Origin of the sequence: Erythrobacter litoralis (assembly GCF_001719165.1) — a bacterium.
In the GTDB taxonomy this organism is placed as follows: domain Bacteria; phylum Pseudomonadota; class Alphaproteobacteria; order Sphingomonadales; family Sphingomonadaceae; genus Erythrobacter; species Erythrobacter litoralis.
The window spans coordinates 1,663,081-1,686,052 of sequence record NZ_CP017057.1; the positions used below are offsets into that span (position 1 = coordinate 1,663,081).

The 22,972-nt window shown below is 65.9% G+C and carries 25 protein-coding genes; 16 read left to right on the forward strand and 9 right to left on the reverse strand.

The genetic code is table 11. From position 1 onward, the window contains the following. Positions 1–33 precede the first annotated feature (33 nt). Together hemW and Ga0102493_RS07875 are read left to right on the forward strand one after the other, a co-directional pair. A complete protein-coding gene (gene hemW, locus Ga0102493_RS07870; RefSeq protein WP_034901469.1) occupies positions 34–1,185 on the forward strand; it encodes a radical SAM family heme chaperone HemW in 1,152 nt (383 codons plus the stop codon). Next, complete coding sequence (locus tag Ga0102493_RS07875) at positions 1,182–2,081, forward strand: tyrosine recombinase XerC (protein ID WP_034901467.1); 900 nt, start codon at positions 1,182–1,184, stop codon at positions 2,079–2,081. The genes hemW and Ga0102493_RS07875 overlap by 4 nt, the downstream gene beginning before the upstream one ends. Here Ga0102493_RS07875 and Ga0102493_RS07880 read toward each other — a convergent pair. Genes Ga0102493_RS07880 through rsmI form a run of 4 tightly spaced genes read right to left on the reverse strand, consistent with a single transcriptional unit; the run spans position 2,078 to position 4,901 of the window. Further along, entirely contained in the window at positions 2,078–2,695 is a 618-nt protein-coding gene (locus Ga0102493_RS07880; RefSeq protein ID WP_034901465.1) for a DedA family protein, read from the reverse strand. The genes Ga0102493_RS07875 and Ga0102493_RS07880 overlap by 4 nt on opposite strands. A gap of 30 nt (positions 2,696–2,725) precedes the next feature. Further along, positions 2,726–3,694: a glutathione synthase gene (gene gshB, locus Ga0102493_RS07885; RefSeq protein WP_034901464.1), complete on the reverse strand. Its 969-nt coding sequence runs from the start codon at positions 3,692–3,694 to the stop codon at positions 2,726–2,728. Positions 3,695–3,705: 11 nt separating this feature from the next. Beyond that, on the reverse strand, positions 3,706–4,062 hold the full coding sequence (locus Ga0102493_RS07890) for a YraN family protein (RefSeq protein ID WP_034901462.1): 357 nt from the start codon (positions 4,060–4,062) through the stop codon (positions 3,706–3,708). After that, positions 4,059–4,901, reverse strand: a complete 843-nt coding sequence (rsmI, locus tag Ga0102493_RS07895) for a 16S rRNA (cytidine(1402)-2'-O)-methyltransferase (RefSeq protein WP_034901908.1) — start codon at positions 4,899–4,901, stop codon at positions 4,059–4,061. The genes Ga0102493_RS07890 and rsmI overlap by 4 nt, the downstream gene beginning before the upstream one ends. 89 nt (positions 4,902–4,990) lie before the next feature. On the opposite strand from rsmI, the gene Ga0102493_RS07900 reads away from it, so the two are divergent. From Ga0102493_RS07900 to Ga0102493_RS07910, 3 genes are all read left to right on the forward strand, one after another. Continuing rightward, a complete protein-coding gene (locus tag Ga0102493_RS07900; RefSeq protein WP_330659504.1) occupies positions 4,991–6,211 on the forward strand; it encodes a penicillin-binding protein activator in 1,221 nt (406 codons plus the stop codon). Between the two features lie 65 nt (positions 6,212–6,276). Beyond that, positions 6,277–8,265, forward strand: a complete 1,989-nt coding sequence (gene parE / locus Ga0102493_RS07905; RefSeq protein WP_034901461.1) for a DNA topoisomerase IV subunit B — start codon at positions 6,277–6,279, stop codon at positions 8,263–8,265. Beyond that, positions 8,258–8,635, forward strand: a complete 378-nt coding sequence (locus Ga0102493_RS07910; RefSeq protein ID WP_034901460.1) for a hypothetical protein — start codon at positions 8,258–8,260, stop codon at positions 8,633–8,635. The genes parE and Ga0102493_RS07910 overlap by 8 nt, the downstream gene beginning before the upstream one ends. Here Ga0102493_RS07910 and Ga0102493_RS07915 read toward each other — a convergent pair whose 3' ends face one another. After that, positions 8,636–9,850 (reverse strand): bifunctional alpha/beta hydrolase/OsmC family protein, encoded by a 1,215-nt coding sequence (locus Ga0102493_RS07915; RefSeq protein WP_034901459.1) that lies wholly within the window; start codon positions 9,848–9,850, stop codon positions 8,636–8,638. Between the two features lie 106 nt (positions 9,851–9,956). Here Ga0102493_RS07915 and Ga0102493_RS07920 point away from each other — a divergent pair, with 106 nt between their 5' ends. From Ga0102493_RS07920 to Ga0102493_RS07935, 4 genes are all read left to right on the forward strand, one after another. Then, a complete protein-coding gene (locus Ga0102493_RS07920) occupies positions 9,957–10,496 on the forward strand; it encodes an RNA polymerase sigma factor (RefSeq protein ID WP_034901457.1) in 540 nt (179 codons plus the stop codon). Beyond that, positions 10,493–11,068, forward strand: a complete 576-nt coding sequence (locus Ga0102493_RS16130) for a hypothetical protein (protein WP_051697639.1) — start codon at positions 10,493–10,495, stop codon at positions 11,066–11,068. Before Ga0102493_RS07920 ends, Ga0102493_RS16130 begins: the two co-directional genes overlap by 4 nt. Before the next feature lie 47 nt (positions 11,069–11,115). Next, positions 11,116–12,429: a serine hydrolase gene (locus Ga0102493_RS07930; RefSeq protein ID WP_034901455.1), complete on the forward strand. Its 1,314-nt coding sequence runs from the start codon at positions 11,116–11,118 to the stop codon at positions 12,427–12,429. A 92-nt stretch (positions 12,430–12,521) separates the two neighbouring features. Further along, positions 12,522–13,385: an AAA family ATPase gene (locus tag Ga0102493_RS07935; RefSeq protein WP_034901453.1), complete on the forward strand. Its 864-nt coding sequence runs from the start codon at positions 12,522–12,524 to the stop codon at positions 13,383–13,385. A gap of 20 nt (positions 13,386–13,405) precedes the next feature. On the opposite strand, the gene Ga0102493_RS07940 is transcribed toward Ga0102493_RS07935, so the two are convergent. Further along, positions 13,406–14,806 carry a methyl-accepting chemotaxis protein gene (locus tag Ga0102493_RS07940; RefSeq protein ID WP_034901450.1) on the reverse strand — a complete coding sequence of 467 codons (1,401 nt, stop codon included), beginning with the start codon at positions 14,804–14,806 and terminating at the stop codon, positions 13,406–13,408. A 125-nt stretch (positions 14,807–14,931) separates the two neighbouring features. Between Ga0102493_RS07940 and Ga0102493_RS07945 the strand changes: the two genes are divergently transcribed. From Ga0102493_RS07945 to Ga0102493_RS07955, 3 genes are all read left to right on the forward strand, one after another. Beyond that, a complete protein-coding gene (locus tag Ga0102493_RS07945; RefSeq protein WP_034901448.1) occupies positions 14,932–16,116 on the forward strand; it encodes a vWA domain-containing protein in 1,185 nt (394 codons plus the stop codon). Positions 16,117–16,213: 97 nt separating this feature from the next. Further along, complete coding sequence (locus Ga0102493_RS07950; protein WP_034901445.1) at positions 16,214–16,552, forward strand: hypothetical protein; 339 nt, start codon at positions 16,214–16,216, stop codon at positions 16,550–16,552. An 86-nt stretch (positions 16,553–16,638) separates the two neighbouring features. Beyond that, positions 16,639–16,974, forward strand: coding sequence for a hypothetical protein (locus Ga0102493_RS07955; RefSeq protein ID WP_034901443.1), 336 nt, complete (start codon positions 16,639–16,641; stop codon positions 16,972–16,974). Between the two features lie 7 nt (positions 16,975–16,981). Here the strand turns inward: Ga0102493_RS07955 and Ga0102493_RS07960 are convergent, their stop codons facing one another. Continuing rightward, positions 16,982–17,386, reverse strand: a complete 405-nt coding sequence (locus tag Ga0102493_RS07960) for a nuclear transport factor 2 family protein (protein ID WP_034901440.1) — start codon at positions 17,384–17,386, stop codon at positions 16,982–16,984. 82 nt (positions 17,387–17,468) lie between these two features. Next, positions 17,469–18,665, reverse strand: a complete 1,197-nt coding sequence (locus tag Ga0102493_RS07965; protein WP_034901902.1) for an exo-beta-N-acetylmuramidase NamZ family protein — start codon at positions 18,663–18,665, stop codon at positions 17,469–17,471. Positions 18,666–18,772: 107 nt separating this feature from the next. Between Ga0102493_RS07965 and Ga0102493_RS07970 the strand changes: the two genes are divergently transcribed. Beyond that, positions 18,773–19,270 (forward strand): TspO/MBR family protein, encoded by a 498-nt coding sequence (locus tag Ga0102493_RS07970; protein WP_034901438.1) that lies wholly within the window; start codon positions 18,773–18,775, stop codon positions 19,268–19,270. A gap of 8 nt (positions 19,271–19,278) precedes the next feature. Here the strand turns inward: Ga0102493_RS07970 and Ga0102493_RS07975 are convergent, their stop codons facing one another. Beyond that, positions 19,279–19,806 (reverse strand): DOMON-like domain-containing protein, encoded by a 528-nt coding sequence (locus Ga0102493_RS07975; protein WP_034901436.1) that lies wholly within the window; start codon positions 19,804–19,806, stop codon positions 19,279–19,281. A 90-nt stretch (positions 19,807–19,896) separates the two neighbouring features. On the opposite strand from Ga0102493_RS07975, the gene tyrS reads away from it, so the two are divergent. The 3 genes from tyrS to Ga0102493_RS07990 all read left to right on the forward strand — a co-directional run bounded on the left by tyrS (position 19,897) and on the right by Ga0102493_RS07990 (position 22,971). Then, complete coding sequence (tyrS, locus tag Ga0102493_RS07980; protein ID WP_034901434.1) at positions 19,897–21,135, forward strand: tyrosine--tRNA ligase; 1,239 nt, start codon at positions 19,897–19,899, stop codon at positions 21,133–21,135. A gap of 116 nt (positions 21,136–21,251) precedes the next feature. After that, on the forward strand, positions 21,252–21,590 hold the full coding sequence (locus Ga0102493_RS07985) for a PilZ domain-containing protein (RefSeq protein ID WP_174544536.1): 339 nt from the start codon (positions 21,252–21,254) through the stop codon (positions 21,588–21,590). A 163-nt stretch (positions 21,591–21,753) separates the two neighbouring features. Further along, positions 21,754–22,971 (forward strand): MFS transporter, encoded by a 1,218-nt coding sequence (locus tag Ga0102493_RS07990; RefSeq protein ID WP_034901428.1) that lies wholly within the window; start codon positions 21,754–21,756, stop codon positions 22,969–22,971. Position 22,972: the final 1 nt, after the last annotated feature.

The window sequence follows — 22,972 nt, forward strand, 5'->3', positions numbered from 1 at the left end:
CCGTCTTACCAAAGCCTGAAAGCGCAACGCCCCTTGGCCCGAGCCCTCTACATCCACTGGCCTTTCTGCGCGAAGAAGTGCCCTTATTGCGATTTCAATTCGCATGTTCGCCAAGCTGTTGATCATTCCCGATGGCAGCAAGACCTGATCGCCGACATGCGCGCCGAAGCGCAGGTCGCGGGTGGCGAGACGCTCACCTCGATCTTTTTCGGCGGCGGCACGCCCTCGTTGATGCCGCCCGCCCTCGTCGAAGCGCTGCTGGCCGAAGCTGAGCGGCTCTGGGGCTTCGACGATGCGATCGAGATCACGCTCGAGGCCAATCCCTCCTCGGTCGAGGCGGCGAATTTCGCAGCGCTGGCGGGCGCGGGCATCAATCGCGTGTCGCTCGGCGTGCAATCGCTCGATGATGCGACGCTGCACTGGCTCGGGCGGCTCCACGGTGCGGCCGAGGCGCTGGCGGCGCTGGAGGTTGCGCAGGCGAATTTCGCGCGTGTCAGCTTTGATCTCATCTATGCCCTGCCCGGCCAGAGCCGGCGCGAATGGGAGAGACAGCTTGCCCGGGCGCTGGCACTGGGCACGTCGCATCTCTCGCTCTACCAATTGACGATCGAGCCGGGCACGCGTTTCACCACCGATGTCCGGCGCGGCGTGTTCACACCGCTCGACGACGATGAAGCGGCCGGACTCTTCGATTGCACGCAGGACATGACTGCGGCGGCCGGTCTTCCTGCCTATGAGACGAGCAATCATGCGCGGCCGGGCGAGGAAAGCCGCCACAATCTCACCTATTGGCGCTACCAGGATTATGCGGGGATCGGCCCCGGCGCGCACGGCCGGCGAGGCGGGTTCGCGACGGAGCGGCATAAAAAGCCCGAGAACTATCTCGCCGCTGTAGCCGATCGAGGGCACGGCATTGCCGAGCAGCGCCACCTGCCCCCACCCGAACAGGCGGCAGAGGCACTGCTGATGGGGCTGCGCCTTGTCGAAGGTGTGGACCTTGCCGTGCTATCCGCGCGGTTCGCCATGACGCGCGGCGAATTGGTGGACGAGAGCGCCCTCGCCCGCTTGCGCGATCTCGGTCTGGTGTGGGAGCGCGGCAGCCGTATCGGGGTCGCTCCGCCGGGACGCGGATTGCTCGATGCGCTGCTCGGCGAAATCGTCGCGGACGCATTGGTGACGGCGTGAGCGCGGCTGAGCTTCTCGGGGCGTGGCAGCGCCACCTCGCCGAGAGCCGCCGCCGCTCGCCCCATACGGTGCGCGCCTATGTCGCGGCGGCGAGCCGTATCGTCCACGCACGCGGGGCTGAACGCATCGAGGATCTCGCAGGGCTGGAGGCGCATGACCTGCGCCGCCATATCGCGGAACGACGCGCGGGCGGGCTCGGCAATGCGAGCGCGGCGCGCGAACTGTCCGCGCTCAAGGCCTTCATCGCCTTTGCCCGCGCCGAAAGCGGTGACCCCGACCCCACCGCGCCGCGCCTGCGCGGCCCGCGCCTCAAGAAAGGCCTCCCCCGCCCCGTCACCCCCGACGACGCGGTCAATCTCGCCGATCTTGCCGGGGAAAGCGCGCGCGAGGACTGGATCGGCGCGCGCGACCGGGCGGTGCTGCTGCTGATGTACGGATCGGGCCTGCGCATCGCCGAGGCGCTATCGCTTCAGGGGCGCGACGTGCCTCTGGGCGATACGCTGCAGGTGACCGGCAAGGGCGGCAAGCAGCGCCTCGTGCCGGTTCTCCCCGTCACCCGCGAGGCGGTGACCGCATATGTCGCCGCCTGCCCGTGGCCGCTATCGGCAAAGGAGCCGCTTTTCCGGGGAGCAAAAGGCGGGCCCCTTTCGCCCGGAATGGTGCAGAAGGCGATGGCCGGGGCCCGCCGCGCGCTCGGCCTGCCCGACAGCGCCACGCCGCACGCGCTCAGGCACAGCTTCGCCACCCACCTGCTCGGCGCGGGCGCGGACCTGCGCAGCCTGCAGGCACTGCTCGGCCATGCCTCGCTGGGTTCGACGCAGATCTATACGAAGGTCGATGCGGCGAGCCTGCTGGAGAACTATCGTCTCGCCCATCCCCGGGCGAAGAAGAGCTAGTCCTCGCTCTCGGCCCGCTCCGCCGGTTCCCACGTCACAACCCGCCAGACATACCACACCACGCCGAGCGCGAGGCCGGCAATGATCACAATGCTGGCGATGTCCTCATAGGTCTCTAGCAGGCCCGAAAGCGCCGCCCCGCCGAGGATCAGAAGCGCATTCCAGATGAGCGAGCCGAGGAAGGTAAAAAGGCAGAAGCGCCAGAAGCCCATGCCAGCCAGTCCCGCGGGAAGCGAGACGATGGTGCGCAGGACCGGCGAGAAACGCAGGACGAAGACGATCCAGTCGCCGTGCCGCCGGAAGAAATCGCGCGCGCGGGTGAATTCGTCCCACTCGAAAGTCAGCCAGCGCCCGAACCGGTCTATGAAGGCGCGCAATTGCGCCTCGCTCCAGCGCCGCCCGAGCCAGTACCAGAACAGATTTCCCGCGACGGTCCCGGTGGTCCCGATGATAAGCAGCGGCGCGAAGGCCATCTCCCCGCGCGCCACCAACACGCCGCCAAAGCCCATGATGACTTCGGAGGGCACGGGCGGAAAGATGTTCTCGATCGCCATCAGCAGGAAGATGCCGATATAGCCGCCCTGGCGGATCACCTCGAGAATGAGATCGGTCATGCGTATCGAACGCGTGCGCGGCTCATTCGTTCAAGCCTCCCGTTTCAGGGCAGCGACCCGCGCCTCGATAGCGTCCCAGATCATGCCGGCGACGTCCGTCCCGTCGAAATTGCTGATCGCGACGATCCCGGTGGGCGAGGTGACGTTGATCTCGGTCAGCCACTTGCCGCCGATAACGTCGATCCCGACGAAGGTGAGGCCGAGGCGCTTCAGATCCGGGCCCATCGCCTCGCAGATCTCGCGTTCGCGTGTCGTCAGCTGCGTCGCCTCCGCGCTGCCGCCCATGGCGAGGTTGGAGCGGAATTCGCCCTTGCCCGGGATACGGTTGATCGCGCCCGCGATCTCGCCGTCGACCAGCACGATGCGCTTGTCGCCTGTCGCCACTTCGGGAAGGAAGGGCTGGACCATGTGCGGTTCGGGCCAGGTCTGGTTGAACACCTCGAACAGCGCGGTGAGGTTGTCGCCGCTTTCGGGCACGCGGAAGATCGCCTTGCCGCCATTGCCGTGGATCGGTTTCACCACCACCGCGCCGTGCTGCGCCATGAAGCGGCGCACCTCGTCCACGCTGCGCGTCACCAGCGTCGGCGGCATGAAGCGGCGATAGTTAAGCACCATCACCTTTTCGGGCGCGTTGCGGACATTGGCGGGGTCGTTGACCACCAGCGTCTCGTGCCGGATGCGCTCGAGCATGTGGGTCGCCGTTATGTAGCCCATGTGGAACGGCGGGTCCTGCCGCATCAGGACGACGTCCACGTCGCGCCCCAGGTCGAGCCGCCGGGTCTCGCCCTTCTCGAAATGATCGCCCTCGACCCGGCGCACCGTGACCGGCGCGGCCTGCGCCCACAGCCGGTCGTCGGCATCGAGCGTGAGGCTGCCCACGTGATACTCGAACACCTCGTGCCCGCGCTCCTGCGCGGCGAGCATCAGCGCGAAGGAGCTGTCGCCCTTTATGTTGATGGTCTCGATCGGGTCCATCTGGACGGCGACGCGCAGGCTCATGAGCTTGTCCCTCAGGGTTGGTAGGCGTTGGCGATGTGGCGCGGGCGGCTGCCGGGTGCAAGGAGCAGCACGTCAATGGTGAAATCATCTTCCGGCTCGGCGTAATCCGCCATGGCGATCTCGGCTGCGGCGGCAACGCGGTGCAGGCGGCGTTCGTCGATGGCATCGGCGAGGTCCGCGGCATGGGCGCGCCACTTGACCTCGAAGAAGCCGAGCACGCCGCCCTTGCGCGCGATCAGGTCGATCTCGCCGCGCGGGGTTTTCACCCTTTCGGCGAGCACCCGCCAGCCCTGCTGCATCAGCCATTGTGCCGCCTGCGCCTCGCCCTCGCGCCCCTTGCGCTCGGCCCGCTCGCGCTTACCGGTCATCGGCCCTTCAGCTCCACCGCGCGGGCATAGAGCGCCTTGCGGTCGAGCCCGGTCGCCTTGGCCACGGCGGCGGCGGCCTTGCTCGGGCTCATTTCCTCGAGCGCCTGGGCGAGCAGCGCGTCCGGGTCGGCGGTGCTGGGTGCGGCGACCGGCGGGCCGACCAGCAGCACGATCTCGCCCTTGGGGGGATGCGCGGCATAATGCGCGGCGAGATCGGCGGCGATGCCGGTGCGGCATTCCTCGTGCAGCTTGGTCAGTTCCCGCGCGACAGCAACCTCGCGCTTTGGCCAAACCCCGGCCATCGCCTCGAGACTGCGCACCAGACGCGGGCCGGTCTCGTAGAAGACGAGCGTCGCATCGACTTCGCCCAGTTCTTGCAATATTTCGCCGCGCGCCTTTTCCTTTACCGGCAGAAATCCCGCGAACAGGAACCGGTCGTTCGGCAGCCCCGCCAGCGTCAGACCCGCAATTGCGGCGCAGGGACCGGGAATGGTCGTCACCGCGATCCCCTCCTCCCGCGCCTCCCGCACGAGCCGGTAGCCCGGATCGGAGACGAGCGGCGTTCCCGCATCGCTCACCAGCGCCACCGGCTCCGCGCGGGCACGATCGAGGATGCGGCGGCGCGTATCCTCGCTCGCATGATCGTCATAGCGCTGCATGCGCGCATCGGCTCCGACCGCCTTCAAGAGCTTGCCCGTCACGCGCGTATCCTCGCATGCGATCAGGGCCGCCCGCTTCAACACGTCGACAGCACGGAGCGTTATGTCGCCGAGATTGCCAATCGGCGTCGCGACGATGTAGAGGCCTGCGCCGAGCGGTTCGCCGTGTGCACGTTCCATCGAGGCGGGATTGGCCGAAGCGGGACTGGCAATCGTCATCACGGGACTGTCTTTGAAGCAGCGATCGGGGGTCGGCAAGAATGAAGGTCATGAGTATGTCGCTGCAGCGGCACGGCGAGGCGAAAGGCGGCCTTTTTTCGGGCATCCGCGCCGCGGTTTCGCATCTGAGCCGCCGCAATCTCGTCCTTGCCGCTTCGGCCGCGCTGCTGGGCGCGTGCCAGGTGATTCCCAAGACCGAGACCGTATCGACCGGTCCCGATCCCGCCACGCCCACTCCGCAGCCGAGCGAGACCGCGCTGCCGAGCGATGCGCAGCGCCACCGTGTCGCGCTGCTCGTGCCGCTTGGCGGGACCACGGGCGAGGTCGGCCAAAGCCTCGCCAATGCGACCACGATGGCGCTGATCGACACCAATGCGAGCAGCCTGCGGATCACCACCTACGACACGACCGGTGGGGCGGGCGAAGCCGCGCGCAAGGCGATCGCCGATGGCAACCGGCTGATCCTCGGACCGCTGCTGGCCGCCAATATCCCTGCCGTGCAGGCTGCGGCCCGGCCGGCCGGAGTGACCGCGATATCGTTTTCCAACGATGTCTCGGCCGCCAGCGCGGATGTGCTGCTGATGGGCCATATCCCCGAACAATCGATCGAGCGGACCGTACGCTATGCGCGCGAGAACGGTTCCACCGCCTTCGCCGCGCTCGTGCCCGAAGGCGATTACGGCCAGCGTTCCTATGACGCGATGCGCCGCGCGCTGAACGCCTTCGGCGGCAATCTCGTCGCGACCGAGCGCTATTCGCGCGGCAACACCTCGATCCTGAGCGCCGCGCAGCGTCTGCGCGCGGGCGGTGGCTACGATACCGTGCTGATCGCCGACGGGGCGCGCGCGGCGGTCCAGTCCGCGCCCGAGATCAAGCGCGACGGGGCCGAAGGCACGCGCCTGCTCGGCACCGAATTGTGGAGCGGCGAATCGAGCCTCGTTCGTGCTCCGGCGGTCGAGGGCGCGATCTTTTCCGCCGTGTCGGACAACCGCTTCGCGCGGTTCGCCGAAAGCTACGAGGCGCGTTTCGGCGGCAAGCCCTATCGCATCTCGACGCTCGGCTATGATGCGGTCCTGCTGACCTTGCGCATGGCGCAGGAATGGCAGGTCGGCGATCCCTTCCCGCGCGCGGACCTTTACGGGCGCACTTTCATCGGCGTCGACGGTGCATTCCGTTTCCAGCGCTCGGGCGTGGCCGAACGCGCGCTCGAAGTGCGCAAGGTGACGGGCGGCGCGGTCGTTGAGGTCGAGGCCGCGCCCACCTCGTTCTAGGAACTGCGCATAAGGAAGGCGCTCGCGCTTGTGGGCTGCCCGGATGCGGCCCTATAGCGTAGTCCATGTCCGACGACCTGTTCGAAAACGCCCCCGCCTCAAGCGGCGATTACGATTCGTCCTCGATCGAGGTGCTCGAGGGGCTCGAGCCCGTGCGCCGCCGCCCAGGCATGTATATCGGCGGGACAGACGACCGCGCGCTCCACCACCTCGCCGCCGAGGTGCTCGACAATTCGATGGACGAGGCGGTGGCGGGTCATGCAAACCGCATCGAGGTCCGTCTTGAGGAAGGCAACCGCCTCAGCATCTCGGACAATGGCCGCGGCATCCCGGTCGACGAGCATCCCAAGTTTCCGGGCAAATCGACGCTCGAGGTGATCCTTTCGACGCTCCATTCGGGCGGCAAGTTTTCGGGCAAGGCCTATGCGACGAGCGGCGGTCTGCACGGTGTCGGCGTGAGCGTGGTCAACGCCCTGTCGAGCCACACCCGGGTAGAGGTCGCGCGCGACAAGCAGCTTTACGCGCAGGAATTCTCGAAGGGTCAGACGCTTGGCCCGATCGAAACCGTCGGTGCGGCGCCGAACCGGCGCGGAACCACGGTCAGCTTCACCCCCGACGAGGAAATCTTCGGCGACCGCGCGTTCAAGCCCGCGCGCCTGTTCAAGCTCGCCCGGTCCAAGGCCTATCTCTTCGCGGGCGTCGAGATCCGCTGGCGCTGCGCGGCCAGCCTGTCGAGCGAGGACGTTCCCGAAGAAGCCACTTTCAGGTTTCCCGGCGGGCTTGCCGACCATCTCGCCGAACAGGTCGGCACGCGCGAATGCGTCACCAGCCAGCCCTTCACCGGGCGGCAGGACTTCCCGGAGGTGGACGGCACGTCGCAGGGCCGCGTCGAATGGGCGATCGCCTGGCCGCTTTATTCCGACGGGTCGACCAGCTGGTACTGCAACACCGTACCCACTCCCGATGGCGGCACGCACGAACAGGGCGTGCGCGCCGCGCTGACCAAGGGCCTGCGCGCTTTCGGCGATCTCGTCGGCGCGAAGAAGGCGAAGGACATTTCCGCCGACGACGTGATGACGGGCGCCGAAGTCATGCTGTCGGTCTTCATCCGCGATCCCCAGTTCCAGTCGCAGACCAAGGACCGCCTCACCTCGCCCGAGGCCGCCCGCCTGGTCGAGAACGCGGTGCGCGACCATTTCGACCACTTCCTCGCCGACAACATGGAGCGCGGAAAGGCGCTGCTGGGCGAGGTTATGGAGCGCATGGACGAACGCCTCAGGCGCAAGGCCGAGCGCGAGATCAAGCGCAAGACCGCGACCAATGCGAAGAAACTGCGCCTGCCGGGCAAGCTCACCGATTGTTCGGGCGAAGGCGATCGCGAGACCGAGCTGTTCATCGTCGAGGGCGACAGCGCCGGCGGCAGCGCGAAACAGGCGCGCGACCGCAAGAGCCAGGCGATCCTGCCCATTCGCGGCAAGATCCTCAACGTCGCCAGCGCCACCGCCGACAAAATCCGGGCGAACAGCGAAATCGCCGATCTCGCGCTCGCACTGGGCTGCGGGACGCGCAAGGACTGCGACCCCGAAACGCTGCGTTATGACCGCGTCATCATCATGACCGATGCCGATGTCGACGGCGCGCATATCGCAACGCTGCTGATGACCTTCTTCTTTCAGGAAATGTCCGAAGTCGTGCGGCAGGGTCACCTCTATCTCGCCCAGCCCCCGCTCTACCGCCTGACCGCAGGCAAGGAGAGCCGCTATGCCCGCGACGACGCGCATCGCAAGGAACTGGAAGAGACGGTGTTCAAGGGCAAGAAGGTCGAGGTAGGCCGGTTCAAGGGGCTGGGCGAGATGAACCCGCAGCAGCTGCGCGAGACGACCATGAACCCCGATACGCGCAGCCTCATCAGGATCACCTTGCCGCCCGAATTCGAACAGCGTGCGGCGGTGAAGGAACTGGTCGACCAGTTGATGGGCCGCAATCCCGAACACCGCTTCAATTTCATCCAGAGCCACGCGGGCGACATCGACCGCGACCTGATCGATGCGTGACGAGCGCGAACCGCGTTACCCGGACCCCAAGGAAGAGGACATCATGGCAGGGGACCGGCGGCTCTCGCGACCCGATTCCTCGCTGCCCGACTGGTATATATCGGACGCATCCTATCGCCCGATCCCGATCGCTTGGTTCGCCGCCGCCGTGCTGATCCAGGCCGTCGCGGTCTATGCGGTGTTTTTCGTGCTGATTGACGCGAATGGCTGGATAACGGTCGGCCTTACCGGGCTTATATCCGCCGGCATCTATCTCTGGTCGCTGGAGCGCGGCCTCGCGTCGGCGGGGTCGGGCTGGCGGATCGCGCTGGCGATCGTGCTGGCGATGCAATTCGTGCTGGTCGCCATGGGAACCAGCCCGCGGCTCTGATTACCCCGCGCTTCGCGTGTGGATATGAAGTTGCCCCTCCAGCGTGCGGTGGACGGGGCATTTGTCGGCGATTTCCAGGATCCGCCTGCGCTGATCGTCCGTAAGCGCATCGCCCAGCACCTCGATGTCACGATTGAGCGCTTCGACCCGCACGTGCTCGTCTAGCGCCCGCTCGCAATCCGCACTGTGGTCGCGTTCATGCGTCATGTGGATCCGGGCACCCTCGAACGGCCATTTCTTGCGCCTCGCATACATCGTCATCGTCATCGCGGTGCAGGTGCCGAGCGCGGCGAGCAGCAGGTCGTAGGGGGTGGGGCCGGTATCGTCGCCCCCGTACGAACGCGGCTCGTCGGCTACGAAGCGATGGGTCTTCGTATGGACCTCCGTTCCGAACCGGCCATGGCCGGTCTGCACAACGACGCCCTCGTCGGGCATCGGCCAGTCATCGCGCAGCGGCAGGTATCGCCCTGCCCAGCCCGCGATCATGTCTGCGGCGAATTCGGCGTCCTCGCTGCTAGTCAGCAGGTGGTCCGCACCATCGAGGCTGACGAAACTCTTGGGGTGATACGCGGCGCCGAACAAAGCGCTCGCATGGTCGATCCCGACCACCGGGTCGCTTGGCGAATGAAGGACGAGATAGGGCACGCGCATCTCGTTCACGAGATCGAGCAGGCTAGCCGCCTCCATCCTTTCGAGAAACGCGCGCGAGATCGTGAAGCTGCGCCCGCCAATGCTCACCTCGCCCTCCCCGTCGCGCAGGATCGCATCGTGATCGCCCTTCATCACGCCGAGAACGTGCCCGACATCGGACGGCGCGGCGATGGTGGCGATCGCGGCCAGCGTCTCCCTGCCCAGTTCCGCACCTGCCGCGAGCACCGCCGCCCCGCCAAGGCTGTGCCCGACCAGCAGGACCGGTCCGCCCACCCGCTCCCTCACCGCGCGTGCCGCTGCGACGAGATCGGCGACGTCGGTGGCGAAACCCGCCCTCCCGAATTCGCCCTCGCTTGCGCCCAGCCCGGTGAAATCGAACCGCAGGCAAGCGATGCCGCGCGCCGCGAGGGCCCGCGAAACGCTGACCGCAGCGCGCGCCTGCTTGGTGCAGGTGAAGCAATGCGCGAACACCGCCCCGCCCCGCACGAGGCCGGTCGGCAATTCGAGCGCGCCGGACAGTTCGTGCCCCTCGGCGCTCGTGATGGCGAATGGTTCACTCGGCATGGCATGTCCTTTCGTGTGCGCTTTCTCATTGCATATCCGGCACGCGCGCGCGGACTTTTTGTGCCCGTTCGCGTAAGAAATCGGCGCGCCGGTGGACTAGGGGGGCATGGAAGACGCAATCGAACAACTCTACCGCGAGGCGGGACGGCAATTCGCCCCGGCGATTGCGCGCCTTGCCCGCACGGTCGAACGCGACGCCGACAGGGCGCGCGATCTCGAACAGGAGATCCATTGCGCCTTGTGGACCAGCCTTTCGCGGTTTCGCGGCGACTGCGCGCTCAAGACCTGGGTCTACCGGGTCGCTCACAACGTCGCTGCGGACCACGTGGCGAGGGCTGTTCGCGGCCCGGCGCGCGTCCCGCTCGAGGAGATCGGGGAATTGCCGGGTGCTGCCAATCCCGAAACCGAGGCGGCCGAGCGGCTCGTTCTCGATCGTCTCGCCGAACTCGTCCGCCGCCTGCCGCCGCTCGATGCGCAGGTGATCGTGCTGTGGCTGGAGGGCGAGCGCGCCCGCGACATCGCGGAGATCACCGGCCTTTCCGAAGGCGCGGTCAATGTCCGGGTGCACCGGGTGAAAACGCTTCTCTCCAGCCATTTCGACGAACCGAAATCCGATGAATCCCGCACCGAGAGAGCCCTTTCATGACCCGTCCTCCCTTCCCCCAATGGACCGCTGCCGCCGACGATGCGGCCTTCACCGACCCGGCCAGGATCGCGGCGCGCGCAGGCCGTTTCGAACGCACGATCCGGCGCCGCAACCTGATCGAATACGCCGCCGGAGGGATCGTGCTGGTCCCCGCCGCGCTCGCCGCGCTCGCCGCCGCATGGATCGGCGAATACGCCTTTGCGCTGGCGCTCGGCCTGCTCGCGGCGGGTATCGTGATCGTGCTGCGCAACCTCAAAACCCGCGCGGGCAATCTCGAACGCCGGCCCGAAGAACCCTGCATCGAACATCTGCGGCGCCAGTATCGCCGCCAGTACGAGGCGCTGCGAAGCGTGCCGGCCTGGTATATCGGCCCCTTCGTGCCCGGTTTCGTGCTGCTTTACGCAACGGTCACCTGGAAAAGCGCCGGAGCGCTGGGCTGGCGCGCTGCGGTCGAGGGTATGGCCGTGCCCGTGCTCGCGACCATCGCCGCAGGCATCGCCGTCGTCGCGCTCAATCGCTGGGCCGCCCGCCGCATCCGGGCAAGGCTCGATGCGCTCGGCGAACTGGAATGACGCCCCCTCGCCCGATAGACTGCCGCCTGATCCAGGGAGATACGCCGATGAACCGTACCGCCTTCCTTGTCGCCGTCGCCGCCGCATTGGCAGCGCCCTTGCCGCTTGCGGCGCAGGATACCGCCCCCGTTGCCAGCGAACCTGTCGCACAGGCCGCAAGCAGTGCGCTCGAAGCGCGAGCGGACGAGGTCGTGGCCGTCATCAACGGCGACATCGCGCCCGAAGAGGTGTTTTCCGACAGCTTCTTCGCCGATGTCCCGCCCGAACGGTTCCGCGCGATCTCGCAGCAGCTCACCGGCCAGTTCGGTGCGGCGATCGCGGTCGAGACGCTCGATCCGGCGGACGGGACCCGCGCCCGGATCGAAATCCGCATGGAAAAGGCCATCGCCAAGGGCGGCATCGCGATCGACCCGGCGGCGGAAAACCGGGTGAGCGAATTGCTGTTCCGGACCTTCGATCCGATCGATGACAGTGCCGCCAAGATCCGCGCCGACCTCGCCGCGCTGCCGGGCACGACCAACGCCCTGTTCGCGCGGCTCGACCGGCTCGACCAGCCCGTGTTCGCGGTCAATGCCGATACGCAGCTCGCGCTGGGCTCTGCATTCAAGCTCTACGTGCTCTCGGCGCTTGCCGAGGCGGTAGAAGCGGGCGATCTGGCATGGGACGACGTGGTCGAACTGACCGAGAAATCCTTTCCCAGCGGGCAGATGCAGGACTGGCCGCAGGGCGCGCCGGTCACGCTTCACACGCTGGCGACGATGATGATCTCGATCAGCGACAACACCGCGACCGACCAGCTTATCAGCGTCCTGGGCAAGGACCGTGTCGAGGCCGAAATCGCCGCCTCGGGCAATGCCGACCCCTCGCGCAGCGTGCCGCTGCTGACCACGCGCGAGCTGTTCGCGATGCGCGGGGTGAGCGAGGAATTCCTCGCCGCCTATCGCGCCGCCGATGACGATGGACAGCGCGCGATGCTGGCCGCGATGACCGAAGCGGATGTCTCGATGGAGCAGGTCCAGGCGACCTTCGCGACCGAAACGCCCGGTGCGATCGACATCGAATGGTTCGCCTCGCCGCGCGACCTTGCAGGGCTCCTTGCGCGCATTGCCGGGCGCGAAGACGACTCCGCGCGCGGCGTGATGGCGGTGCAGCCCCGCCTTTCCGAGGAGCGGGCGGCCGATTGGACCTATGCCGGTTTCAAGGGCGGATCGGAGCCGGGCGTTCTCAATCTCACCTGGCTGCTGCGCGACGGGCAGGGCGAATACTGGATCCTGACGGCGGGCTGGAACAATCCCGATGCGGGGCTGGAAAACGCCGCGCTGGAGACGATCGCCCAGCGCATCCTCTCCCTGTCACGCTAGAGCAGCAGCCCCGCGCAGCGCCGCCCCCTTGCGCCCATTCGGGGAGCGCCTTATCGCTGGCGCGACGGAATTCAGTTTCACGAAGGATACCCATGACCGATCAGCAGCAGCAGCGCTTCGAAGGCACCAAGAACTACATCGCGACCGAGGATCTCAAAGTCGCCGTCAACGCCGCGGTGCTGCTGCGCCGCCCGCTGCTGGTCAAGGGCGAGCCGGGCACGGGCAAGACCGTCCTCGCGCATGAAATCGCCAAGGCGATCGACGCGCCGCTGATCGAATGGAACGTCAAATCCACCACCAAGGCGCATCAGGGCCTCTACGAATACGACGCGGTCGCCCGTCTGCGCGACGGCCAGCTGGGCGATGAACGCGTCCACGACATCCGCAACTACATCAAAAAGGGCAAGCTGTGGGAGGCCTTCACCTCGCCGCAGCTTCCCGTTCTTCTGATCGACGAGATCGACAAGGCCGACATCGAATTCCCGAACGACCTGCTGCAGGAACTCGACCGGATGAGCTTCGACGTCTACGAGACGCAGGAGCGGATCGAGGCGAAGGAACGCCCGATCGTCGTCATCACCTCGAACAATGAAAAGGAGTTGCCCGACGCATTCCTGCGGCGGTGCTTCTTCCACTACATCAAGTTCCCCGACCGCGAGACGATGCAGGAAATCATCGACGTCCACTATCCCGGCATCCAGAAGACGCTGGTGAAGAAGGCGATGGACGTGTTCTACGAACTGCGCGAGGTGCCCGGTCTGAAGAAGAAGCCCTCGACGAGCGAACTGCTCGACTGGCTCAAGCTGCTGATGAACGAGGACATGCCGCTCGAAACGCTGCAGGATTCGAACCCGAACAACGCGATTCCCCCATTGCACGGCGCGCTGCTTAAGAACGAACAGGACGTGATGATGTTCGAACGGCTCGCCTTCATGGCGCGGCGCAATCCTTCATAGGGACCTGCGCCGACCCGCCGTCATCGGAAGGTGTAGGCGAGTTCCAGGTGCCCCCATTGCCGCCCTGCAACCTTGATCGGCACATAGACGTTGCGCACCACGACATATTGCTCCCCGTCGCCTTCCTGACGGTAGGTCGCCATCATGTAGGACGCGGTGCTCTGCTTGGCGCGCTTGTCTATCGGATCGAGGATGATCCGCCCGTTGCGGCAATATTGGGTGTCGTGGGTGAGATCGCCGATCGGTTTCCTTGAAAACTCGCTGAGGTGCGTCGGCAGGAACCCGTTCATGTCGGTGCACGCGGCCGCCAGCACGCGGCTGTCCGAACCCTTGACCTCGTCGAGTACGGGCCGCCAGCTCTCGTCCGCGAAATCCGATAGGCCCGTGCGGAAAAGCGGCGGGTTGCTGCCCTCGACGCTGGCGTAATCGGTATCGAACAGCGCGGCCTCGCTCAGCTTTCCGTCGGCAAGCGCCTTTTCGGTCCGTTCCACGATCCGCCGCGCGATGTCCTGCGCGCGTTCGACCATGGCGCTGTCCTGCGGGCTGAGGCCGGCATGGACGATCCGGTCGAACATCTCGCTCGCGGTGAGTTCGAGTTCCTCCATCCGCCGATGTGCGCCCTTCAATTGGCGTTCGTTGTCGAGCGCTGCCGCATCGAAGCTCGTCAGCACGTCCTGCACCGCCGAGACATGGCCGCCGATCGTGCCCGTGGAGCGGGCGATGACATCGTTCTGGCGGTCGACTTCCTCGACCAGTTCGCCGACGCTCGTGATGGTGTTCTCGATCCGCGCGACAGAGGCCTTGGCCTCGCCGCTCGCCTGGCTGCCTGCCTCGATCCGGCCGATGACGACGCCCGCTTCTTCGCCCAGAGCGTCGATCGTCGCGGCGATTTCATCGGTCGCGCGGCGGGTGTCGCTGGCAAGGCTTTTCACCTCGCTCGCCACGACGGCAAAGGTGCGCCCGGCATCACCCGCCCGCATCGCCTCGATCGTGGCGTTCAATGCGAGGATGTTGGTCGTCTCTGCGATGTCCTCGATATCCTTGGCGCTGCGGCGAACCTGCTCCATCGCGGCGGAAAAGCTGGTGACGTGCTGGCCCAGCGCATCGACCAGTTCGAGCAGCGAATTGATCTGGGCGAGCGATGACTGGATCAGCCGCGTGCCTTCTTCAAGCCGGTCGGTCGCGCGTTCCGACAGCAGCCGCGCTTCGTCGCTCGCTTCGGCGACGCGGGTGTGATCGGCCTCGAGCGCGGAGACCGTCTCGCGCAGTGCCTCGTGTTCGGCGCGCAGGGTTTCGGACGATCTGATGACCGCCTTCACCACCCCTGCTACATCGCTGCATCCGACCGTGACCGCGCCGCAGCTTTCCGGGATCGTGCCCAGTTCGGCCGCATTGGCAGTGTCGATTGCAGTCGGCTTCATCGCGTGTCCCCGTGTGGATGCCCCGTTTGTGACAGGTCACTAATCGCGGATGGTTAGCGAAGGCTTAAGCAAGTGGCCTTCGAAGGGGCTGGAAACCGCGCTCGCCTGAGGTTAGACCGTGTTCCATGTTCTTCAATTTCGTCGATGAATTGCGCGCGGCCGGAATCGGCGCCAGCTTCAAGGAGCACCTCACCCTCCTGGAGGCGCTCGACCGGGACGTGATCGAGCAGACGCCCGAGGCGTTCTACTACCTCTCCCGCGCGACCTTCGTGAAGGATGAAGGCCTGATCGACCGGTTCGACCAGGTGTTCCACAAGGTCTTCAAGGGCGTGCTGACCGATTACGGGCAGAACCCGGTCGACATTCCCGAGGACTGGCTGAAAGCGGTCGCTGAGAAGATGCTCAGCGAAGAGGAAATGGCCGAGATCGAGAAGCTCGGCAGCTGGGACGAGATCATGGAGACGCTGAAGAAGCGGCTCGAGGAACAGGAAAAGCGCCACCAGGGCGGCAACAAGTGGATCGGCACCGGCGGGACTTCGCCCTTCGGCAATTCGGGCTACAATCCCGAAGGCGTGCGGATCGGCGGCGAGTCCAAGCACAAGCGCGCGGTCAAGGTCTGGGAAAAGCGCGAGTTCAGGAACCTCGACTCGACCCGCGAACTGGGAACCCGCAACATCAAGATGGCGCTGCGCCGCCTGCGCCGTTTCGCGCGCGAGGGCGCTGCGGACGAGCTCGACATCGATGAGACGATCCGCGGCACGGCCAAGCAGGGCTGGCTCGACATCCACATGCGGCCCGAACGGCACAATGCGGTGAAACTGCTGCTGTTTCTCGACGTGGGCGGGTCGATGGACCCCTTCATCAAGCTTTGCGAGGAATTGTTCAGCGCGGCGACGAGCGAATTCAAGAACCTCGAATTCTTCTACTTCCACAACTGCCTTTACGAAGGCGTGTGGAAGGACAACAGGCGCCGCTGGCAGGAACGCACCAAGACCTGGGACGTGCTCCACAAATACGGCCACGATTACAAGGTGATCTTCGTCGGCGACGCGGCGATGAGCCCCTACGAGATCACCCATGCGGGCGGCAGCGTCGAACACATGAACGATGAAGCCGGCGCGGTCTGGATGAAGCGCGTGACCGACACCTATCCTGCGACGGTGTGGCTCAACCCCGTGCCGGAAAAGCAGTGGGGCTATTCGCAATCGACCAAGATGATGCGCCAGCTGGTCGATGACCGGATGTATCCGCTGACGCTCGACGGGCTGGAGGATGCGACGCGCGAATTGAGCCGCAAGCAGGGCCATTGATCGCATCGCAGCGCAGCCCTTCACGGATTGTTAGGGCGGCACGCCTAGCCCGAGGACGGGTCGCATCTGGATTTTAAAGCGGAGTCGGCGGGCGGTCATGATCCTGCAGAAAAGGGTTCCCAAACGGGCCGCCGCGTTCCTCAAGGGCGTGCTCGAAGGCGAGACCTCATCGCAAGACGTTCTCGTACGCGACATCTCCGTCGATGGCGCGCTTCTCGACGTCACCAATGCGCTGCGAGTGTTCGAGACGATCACGCTCGTGTGCGGGGGATCGCGCATCAACGGGATCGTCGCGTGGAGCGAAAAGGGAAGGCTCGGCATCGAGTTTTCCGAACTGCTCACGAACGAGGCGCTGCTCGCCTGCCTGGCGGGCGGGATCAAGGTTTCCGCACCGAAGGGATACCGGGCTGATTTCGGTCGGGAAACCGGCGGCTGATTTCGCCACGCAGGCGTGGCCGGCAGGCGCGCCGCTTTTGACACGAGGCCCGATATGGTATCCTCCGCCCTGCAAAGGAGGAGACCATGCGCATACTCGCCCTGCCCCTCGCCGCGCTTGCGCTGATCGGCGCGGATGATCCGTCCGCTGCCGAAGCCGAAGCGCCTGCCACCGCCGAAGCCAGCCCCGACCGCGAAGCCTGCCGCGACCGGATCGAGCACGCGCGCCGCGCCTCTGGCCAACCTCCGCTGCTACGGCGCGGGCCTGCGACGCCGGATGATCCGGTGCTGATCTATGCGGTGGACCGGCGGCAGGATGGCTGCGCGGTCATGGTCGTGAAGGGCGATCCGCAGGACATTCGCCCGCTGCCCGAAGCGCCGCGAGAGGGCAAACTGCTCTGGCGCGCGCAGCCCTCTCGATAGCAGGCCGTCAGGCCGCGCCCATTGCGCGGGCCGCGCCGAGCGTGTCGACATATTGCTGGAAGCGCACGACCTTGCCACCTTCCACCGTCCAGACATGGGCCGCCTGCACGTCGAGCGGCTTGCCCGTCGCCTTGCTTGTGCCGGTATAGCGGCCCATCGCCACCACCCTGTCCCCGCCATCGACGATGTCATTCATCGCGACCGCGAAACCGTCGAAATCCTCGGCCGTGCGGGCAAAGACACCCTCCACGATCTGCTGAAATCCGCGATAGGGATTGCGGTCGGCGTAAGGGTAATTTTCCGCCTCGTTCCAGACCACATCGGGCGCCAGCGCCGCGCCGAATCTGTCCATGTCGCCCGCTGCAAAAGCGGCGTAGATGCCCTCGACCAGTTCGCGCGAAGATGACGTCATTTCAAGTTTCCCCTTTTTCGACCCGCTATCGCGGCGAGCTTAAGGGGTCGCGGGCACCAAGGAAAGCGCGGCGTGCGCCCATTCAGTACAGCAGGTGTTCGCGCACATCGGCGATCCACGCCGCTTCGTCATGTGACGCCAGCGCGTCGAGATCGCCCGGCGCCGCTTCGGCGTCATCGACCCATTCGCGCAGGGACGGCCCGCCATTGATGACGTCGATTGCGAGCCGGTCCAATTCGTATTCGTAAGGGAAATCGCGCCACAGGTCATAATCCGCATAAAGCCTGCGGATCGCCTTGAAGGCGAGTGCCTGGAGCCTCCAGGGACGGAATGCGTCATGCGCATAGAAGGGCCCTTCGGCGTGCAACATCAAGGCGTTGCAAAGCGAACCTGAGTGCTTGTGGAAAGTTGGTTCGAACCAGCATTCGCGCAATGCCGCGCCCGTGCACCATTCGGGCGCAAGCGCATGCATTTCCGCGAGCACTGCCTTGGCGTCAATGTCTGGCGCGCCGAACAGCACTTCCAATGGCCGCGTGGTCCCGCGACCCTCCGACAGCGTGGTGCCTTCGAGCATCACGGTCCCGGCATAACAGCGCGCCATGTTCACGTTGGCGGCATTGGGCGAGGGGTTCACCCACACCCGCGACGTCGGCCACCCCTTCCCCTCGCCGTCGGGCTGCCAGCCTTCCATCGCCACCACCCTGTAATCGACATCGAGGCCGAAATGGCGGGCGAACCAATGGCCCATCTCGCCCATCGTAAGCCCGTGGCGCATCGGCATCGGCGCGGCGCCGACGAAGCTTTCCTGCCCCGGCACCAGCATCGTCCCCTCGACCGGGCGCCCGGCGGGGTTCGGACGGTCCAGTACCCAGACGCTCTTGCCCTCCTTGGCGGCCTCTTCGAGCAGATAGAGCAGGGTCGTGACGAAGGTGTAGATCCGGCAGCCGAGGTCCTGCAGGTCGAACAGGAAGACGTCCGCGCTTTCCATCATCCGCGCCGTCGGGCGGCGGACTTCGCCATAGAGCGAGAAGACAGGGATGCCGTAGACGGGATCGAATTCGTCCGCGCTTTCGACCATGTTGTCCTGCTTGTCACCCTTCAGCCCATGCTGGGGACCAAAGGCGCTGGTGACGTTCACCCCCGCCCCCACGAGCGCATCGAGGCTGTGCGTCAGGTCGGCGGTCACGCTGGCCGGATGGGCGACCAGCGCGACGCGCCGCCCTTCCAGTTCGGTCAGGAGGGAACGGTTTTCGAGCAGGCGGTCGATGCCGAATTTCACGTCAGTCATGGGCGCAAGCGTTGGAACAGCGATGGGGCAAAGGCAAATCTTTTGCACGCCAGCCCCCGCGCGCGGGAACAAGGCGGCCCCTGTTTCGCTTGTGCAACATGGATATCGAATGGACCCCCGCGATTGTCGCCGCCGCATGGGCGATAATTCTTGGCGGCGCGGGCGGTGCGCTGACCGATATCGGAGAGTGGTATCGCAATCTGAAAAAGCCCAGCTGGCAGCCGCCCGACTGGCTGTTCGGCCCGGCATGGACGATCATTCTCGGGCTATCGGGCTGGAGCTTCTACCTCGCCTGGACCGCCGCCGAAACGACCGCCGCCGGCATCGCGATCGGCGCGCTGTTCGGGGTGAATTTCGTCCTACACTTCGCCTGGTCGCCGCTCTTCTTCAAGCTGAAGCGGCCCGATTTCGCACTGATCGAGAACGTTTTCCTGTGGCTTTCGGTGTTCGCGCTGTGCCTGTTCCTGCCCCTATGGTCGCCGCTCGCGGGATGGCTCAACCTTCCCTACATTTCCTGGGTGAGCTTCGCGCTGCTGCTCAACTGGAAGATCGTGCAACTCAACGCCCCGTTCGGTCAGCGCCCCGCCGAGGCGTGAGGCGCCGGCTAGCGCTCGACGATCAACTGGCGGCAGGCTTCGGAATGGAAATCGGGCTGCCCGGGCGCAAAGGCGAGCGCCCAATATTGCAGCCCCCCGCCGCGATGTTCGATCACGGCACTCAGCCCGACCTGCGCGGGTGAGGCGAGGTCGGCGGCGACATTCGCCCTCAGTACCATTTCCCCTGACCCCCTCGCGCTTGCATGCGAACACGACAAGGCGATCGCCTTGACCGGCGCCTCGCGCATTCCCTCTCGGTAGCTGTCGAAGCCATAGGCCGCCCATTTGCCCGATGGCGCGAAGTTGAACTCGCGGTAGCCTTCCTCGCCGATCCCCTGCCAGAACACTTCGAAACAGGTCGATTTCCACAATCCATCGGCGCGGATCGATGGGCCGGAGGGCGGCAGCACGATGCCTTCGAGCGTCCCGTCGAGACGGAATTCAGCCTCGAGGCCGGTCGCGGTCGCGTCGATCCGGGCGGTCACGGCGCGGATGGGGCCGAGATCGCACGAGCGGTGAAGCATGAGGGGGATCATGCCCCCTTGATGCCACAGCGCCGCGCCTGCGCAAGGGGCGCTGCGCAAGGCTCTAGGCGATTGCGACAAGCGCTGATAAGCGCCCGCGTCATGAGCACGGGCACGACGACATACGATTCCGACCTTCTGCGCCTGCTGGAGGAGCGCGGCTACATCCACCAGGTCACCGACCCTGCAGGCCTCGACACGCTCGCCGCGAAGGGCATCGTGCCCGGTTACATCGGCTTCGACGCGACCGCGCCTTCGCTCCACGTGGGCAGTCTCGTCCAGATCATGATGCTGCGCAGGTTGCAGCAGGCCGGGCACAAGCCGATCGTGGTGATGGGCGGCGGCACGACCAAGATCGGCGATCCGTCGGGCAAGGACGAAAGCCGCAAGCTTCTCACCCCCGATGTGATCGACGCCAACATCGCCTCGATCTTTACCGTGTTCGAGCGGCTGCTCACCTTCGGCGACGGGCCGACCGATGCCGTCATGGTCAACAATGACGAATGGCTCTCCTCGCTCGGCTATATCGAATTGCTGCGCGATGTCGGGCCGCATTTCACGATCAACCGGATGCTGACTTTCGATTCGGTCAAGCTGCGGCTCGAGCGCGAACAGCCGCTGACCTTCCTCGAATTCAATTACATGATCCTCCAGGCCTACGACTTCCTCGAACTCGCGCGGCGTTACGGCTGCCGGTTGCAGATGGGCGGGTCGGACCAGTGGGGAAATATCGTCAACGGCATGGAACTGGGCCGCCGGATGGAAGGGCGCGAGTTGTTCGGCCTGACGACGCCGCTGCTCACCACCGCCGACGGGGCGAAGATGGGCAAGACTGCGGCAGGCGCGGTATGGCTCAACGATGACCAGCTTCCGGCATACGATTTCTGGCAATACTGGCGCAATTGCGACGACCGCGACGTCGGGCGGTTCCTGCGCCTGTTCACCGACCTTGCGCTGGACGAGATCGCTCGGCTCGAAGCGCTCGAAGGGGCCGAGATCAACGCGGCCAAGGTGGTGCTGGCGAACGAGGTGACGAAGCTGGTCCGCGGCGAAGAAGCCGCGCGCACCGCCGAGGCGACCGCGCGCGAGACCTTTGCGGGCGGCGCGGGCGAGGACCTGCCGACCCTTGCCGTGAGCGAGGAAGGCATGCGGATCGGCGCCGTGCTGACCGAGCTCGGCTTCACCGCGTCCAATGGCGAGGCGAAGCGAAAGCTTGCCGAGGGAGCGGTGAAACTGGACGGCGAGACGGTGAACGATCCCGGCTTTCTGGTCCTGCCGGATGCGGGCTCGAGCCTGCGGCTCAGCCTCGGCAAGAAGAAGCACGCTCTCGTCACGCGCTGAACCGCGGGGCGACCAATCGCAGGGTAAAGACCGGCGTAAGCATCGCACTTTACCAAATGTCAGCCTTTATCTCCCATTAGGAAAGCCTTGCGACAGCCAATGGAGGAAGGGGCGCAGTGTCCGTCGGAGCGAATCTGAGCGTTACAGACATGCGCCGCGCGGCGCGTCACCCGGTCGATTTCCCGGTGATCGTCGAACATTTTCAGCATGGCGACCTCAACCTGCATGTCTGCAACCTGTCGGCGCACGGCTTCATGGTGGACGATGCGCACAGCCTTGCGCGGGGAGACCGGATCATCATCCGCCTGCCGGTGGTGGGCCGAATCGAGGCCTATTGCATCTGGACCCGCGACGTGCGGGCGGGCTTCCAGTTCGAACGGATCATCCGGATCGACGATTTCGTCACGATGATCGACACGCTCCAGCCCAATCCGCGCCTTCGCCGGGGACGCTGAACGGGAAAGCCCGGCTTGAGGGGAGCCTAGCAGCCCTCGCTTGGCAGCACGCCATCAGCCTGCCATGGGCGATGGCGTGAACGAAACCGCATCCGCCCGACCTTCTCGGCCCCACCCATTTCGGGTCGCCAATTTCCGCGCCTACTGGGTCAGCCGCCTCGCGATGACGCTGGCGCAATATGCGATGCTGCTCATCATCGGATGGCAGACCTACAACATCGCGCGCGACGGGGGCATGACGATTGCCGAGGCATCGGGCCAGCTTGCGCTGATCGGCCTGCTGCAATTCCTGCCGCTGTTCGTCCTCACGCCGTTTTCAGGCCTGGCTGCCGACCGGTTCGACCGGCGCGCGCTGGGACGGCTCACCGTGCTCTTGCAGCTGGGTTGCGCGGCAGTGCTCGCCTGGGCCACCGCGAGCGGGGCGATCGCGCTGCCGATCCTCTATGCGGTAGCGATCGTTTTGGGCGTCGCGCGCGGCTTTGCCGGGCCGGCATTGTCCGCCCTTGCCCCGAACCTCGTGCCCAAGGCGATCCTGCCCACTGCCATCGCGCTGTCATCGATCGCGTGGCAGGTCGGGATGATCGGCGGGCCGGCGCTCGGGGGCTACCTGTTCTCGATCGAACCGCACCTGCCCTATACCGTCGCCGCCGTGCTGTTCGCGGTGTCGGCCACCGCCCTCACCTTCATCGGCCGCGTTTCCCAGCCCGCCGTGCGCAAGGACCAGCGCCCCATCGGCGCGATCGTCGACGGGCTGCGTTATGTCGTCCACAACAAGATGGTGCTCGGCGCGATCACGCTCGACCTTGCCGCGGTCTTCCTCGCCGGAGCGACCGCGCTGTTCCCGGTCTATGCGCGCGACATCCTCGAGGTGGGAGAGACCGGGCTCAGCCAGCTCGCCATGGCGCCCGCGGTGGGCGCTGCGCTCACCGCCGCGTGGTTTTCGTTCCGGCCGATCAATTCCAATGTCGGCCCCAAGATGCTCGGCGCGGTCGCGATCTTCGGCTGTGCGACGATCGTCTTCGGCCTGTCGAAATCCATGCCGCTCAGCCTCGCCATGCTGTTCATCGTCGGCGCGGCCGACATGTTCAGCGTCTATATCCGCCAGTCGCTGATCCAGCTTCACACGCCTGATGACAAGCGCGGGCGCGTCTCCTCGGTGAGTCTCCTCACCATCAGCGCATCGAACGAGGGCGGCGATTTCTTCTCCGGCTCGCTCGCCTTCCTGATCGGCCCGGTCGCGGCCGTGGTCGCCGGAGGCGCGGGCGCGGTCGTGACGGTCGCCTTGTGGGCGAGGCTGTTCCCCGTGCTTGTCACCACCAAGACCTTCGATCCCCCTCCGGACCTGCTAGATAGCGAACCAACGAAAACACAGGAGGCCTGAC

Excerpts from the sequence above, each read along its gene's own strand:
- Ga0102493_RS07880 (WP_034901465.1), bottom strand. The coding sequence starts at position 2,695 with ATGACCGATCTCATTCTCGAGGTGATCCGCCAGGGCGGCTATATCGGC.
- gshB (WP_034901464.1), bottom strand. The coding sequence starts at position 3,694 with ATGAGCCTGCGCGTCGCCGTCCAGATGGACCCGATCGAGACCATCAAC.
- Ga0102493_RS07890 (WP_034901462.1), bottom strand. The coding sequence starts at position 4,062 with ATGACCGGTAAGCGCGAGCGGGCCGAGCGCAAGGGGCGCGAGGGCGAG.
- rsmI (WP_034901908.1), bottom strand. The coding sequence starts at position 4,901 with ATGGAACGTGCACACGGCGAACCGCTCGGCGCAGGCCTCTACATCGTC.
- Ga0102493_RS07900 (WP_330659504.1), top strand. The coding sequence starts at position 4,991 with ATGAGTATGTCGCTGCAGCGGCACGGCGAGGCGAAAGGCGGCCTTTTT.
- parE (WP_034901461.1), top strand. The coding sequence starts at position 6,277 with ATGTCCGACGACCTGTTCGAAAACGCCCCCGCCTCAAGCGGCGATTAC.
- Ga0102493_RS07910 (WP_034901460.1), top strand. The coding sequence starts at position 8,258 with ATGCGTGACGAGCGCGAACCGCGTTACCCGGACCCCAAGGAAGAGGAC.
- Ga0102493_RS07915 (WP_034901459.1), bottom strand. The coding sequence starts at position 9,850 with ATGCCGAGTGAACCATTCGCCATCACGAGCGCCGAGGGGCACGAACTG.
- Ga0102493_RS07920 (WP_034901457.1), top strand. The coding sequence starts at position 9,957 with ATGGAAGACGCAATCGAACAACTCTACCGCGAGGCGGGACGGCAATTC.
- Ga0102493_RS16130 (WP_051697639.1), top strand. The coding sequence starts at position 10,493 with ATGACCCGTCCTCCCTTCCCCCAATGGACCGCTGCCGCCGACGATGCG.
- Ga0102493_RS07930 (WP_034901455.1), top strand. The coding sequence starts at position 11,116 with ATGAACCGTACCGCCTTCCTTGTCGCCGTCGCCGCCGCATTGGCAGCG.
- Ga0102493_RS07935 (WP_034901453.1), top strand. The coding sequence starts at position 12,522 with ATGACCGATCAGCAGCAGCAGCGCTTCGAAGGCACCAAGAACTACATC.
- Ga0102493_RS07940 (WP_034901450.1), bottom strand. The coding sequence starts at position 14,806 with ATGAAGCCGACTGCAATCGACACTGCCAATGCGGCCGAACTGGGCACG.
- Ga0102493_RS07945 (WP_034901448.1), top strand. The coding sequence starts at position 14,932 with ATGTTCTTCAATTTCGTCGATGAATTGCGCGCGGCCGGAATCGGCGCC.
- Ga0102493_RS07950 (WP_034901445.1), top strand. The coding sequence starts at position 16,214 with ATGATCCTGCAGAAAAGGGTTCCCAAACGGGCCGCCGCGTTCCTCAAG.
- Ga0102493_RS07955 (WP_034901443.1), top strand. The coding sequence starts at position 16,639 with ATGCGCATACTCGCCCTGCCCCTCGCCGCGCTTGCGCTGATCGGCGCG.
- Ga0102493_RS07960 (WP_034901440.1), bottom strand. The coding sequence starts at position 17,386 with ATGACGTCATCTTCGCGCGAACTGGTCGAGGGCATCTACGCCGCTTTT.
- Ga0102493_RS07970 (WP_034901438.1), top strand. The coding sequence starts at position 18,773 with ATGGATATCGAATGGACCCCCGCGATTGTCGCCGCCGCATGGGCGATA.
- Ga0102493_RS07975 (WP_034901436.1), bottom strand. The coding sequence starts at position 19,806 with ATGATCCCCCTCATGCTTCACCGCTCGTGCGATCTCGGCCCCATCCGC.
- tyrS (WP_034901434.1), top strand. The coding sequence starts at position 19,897 with ATGAGCACGGGCACGACGACATACGATTCCGACCTTCTGCGCCTGCTG.
- Ga0102493_RS07990 (WP_034901428.1), top strand. The coding sequence starts at position 21,754 with ATGACGCTGGCGCAATATGCGATGCTGCTCATCATCGGATGGCAGACC.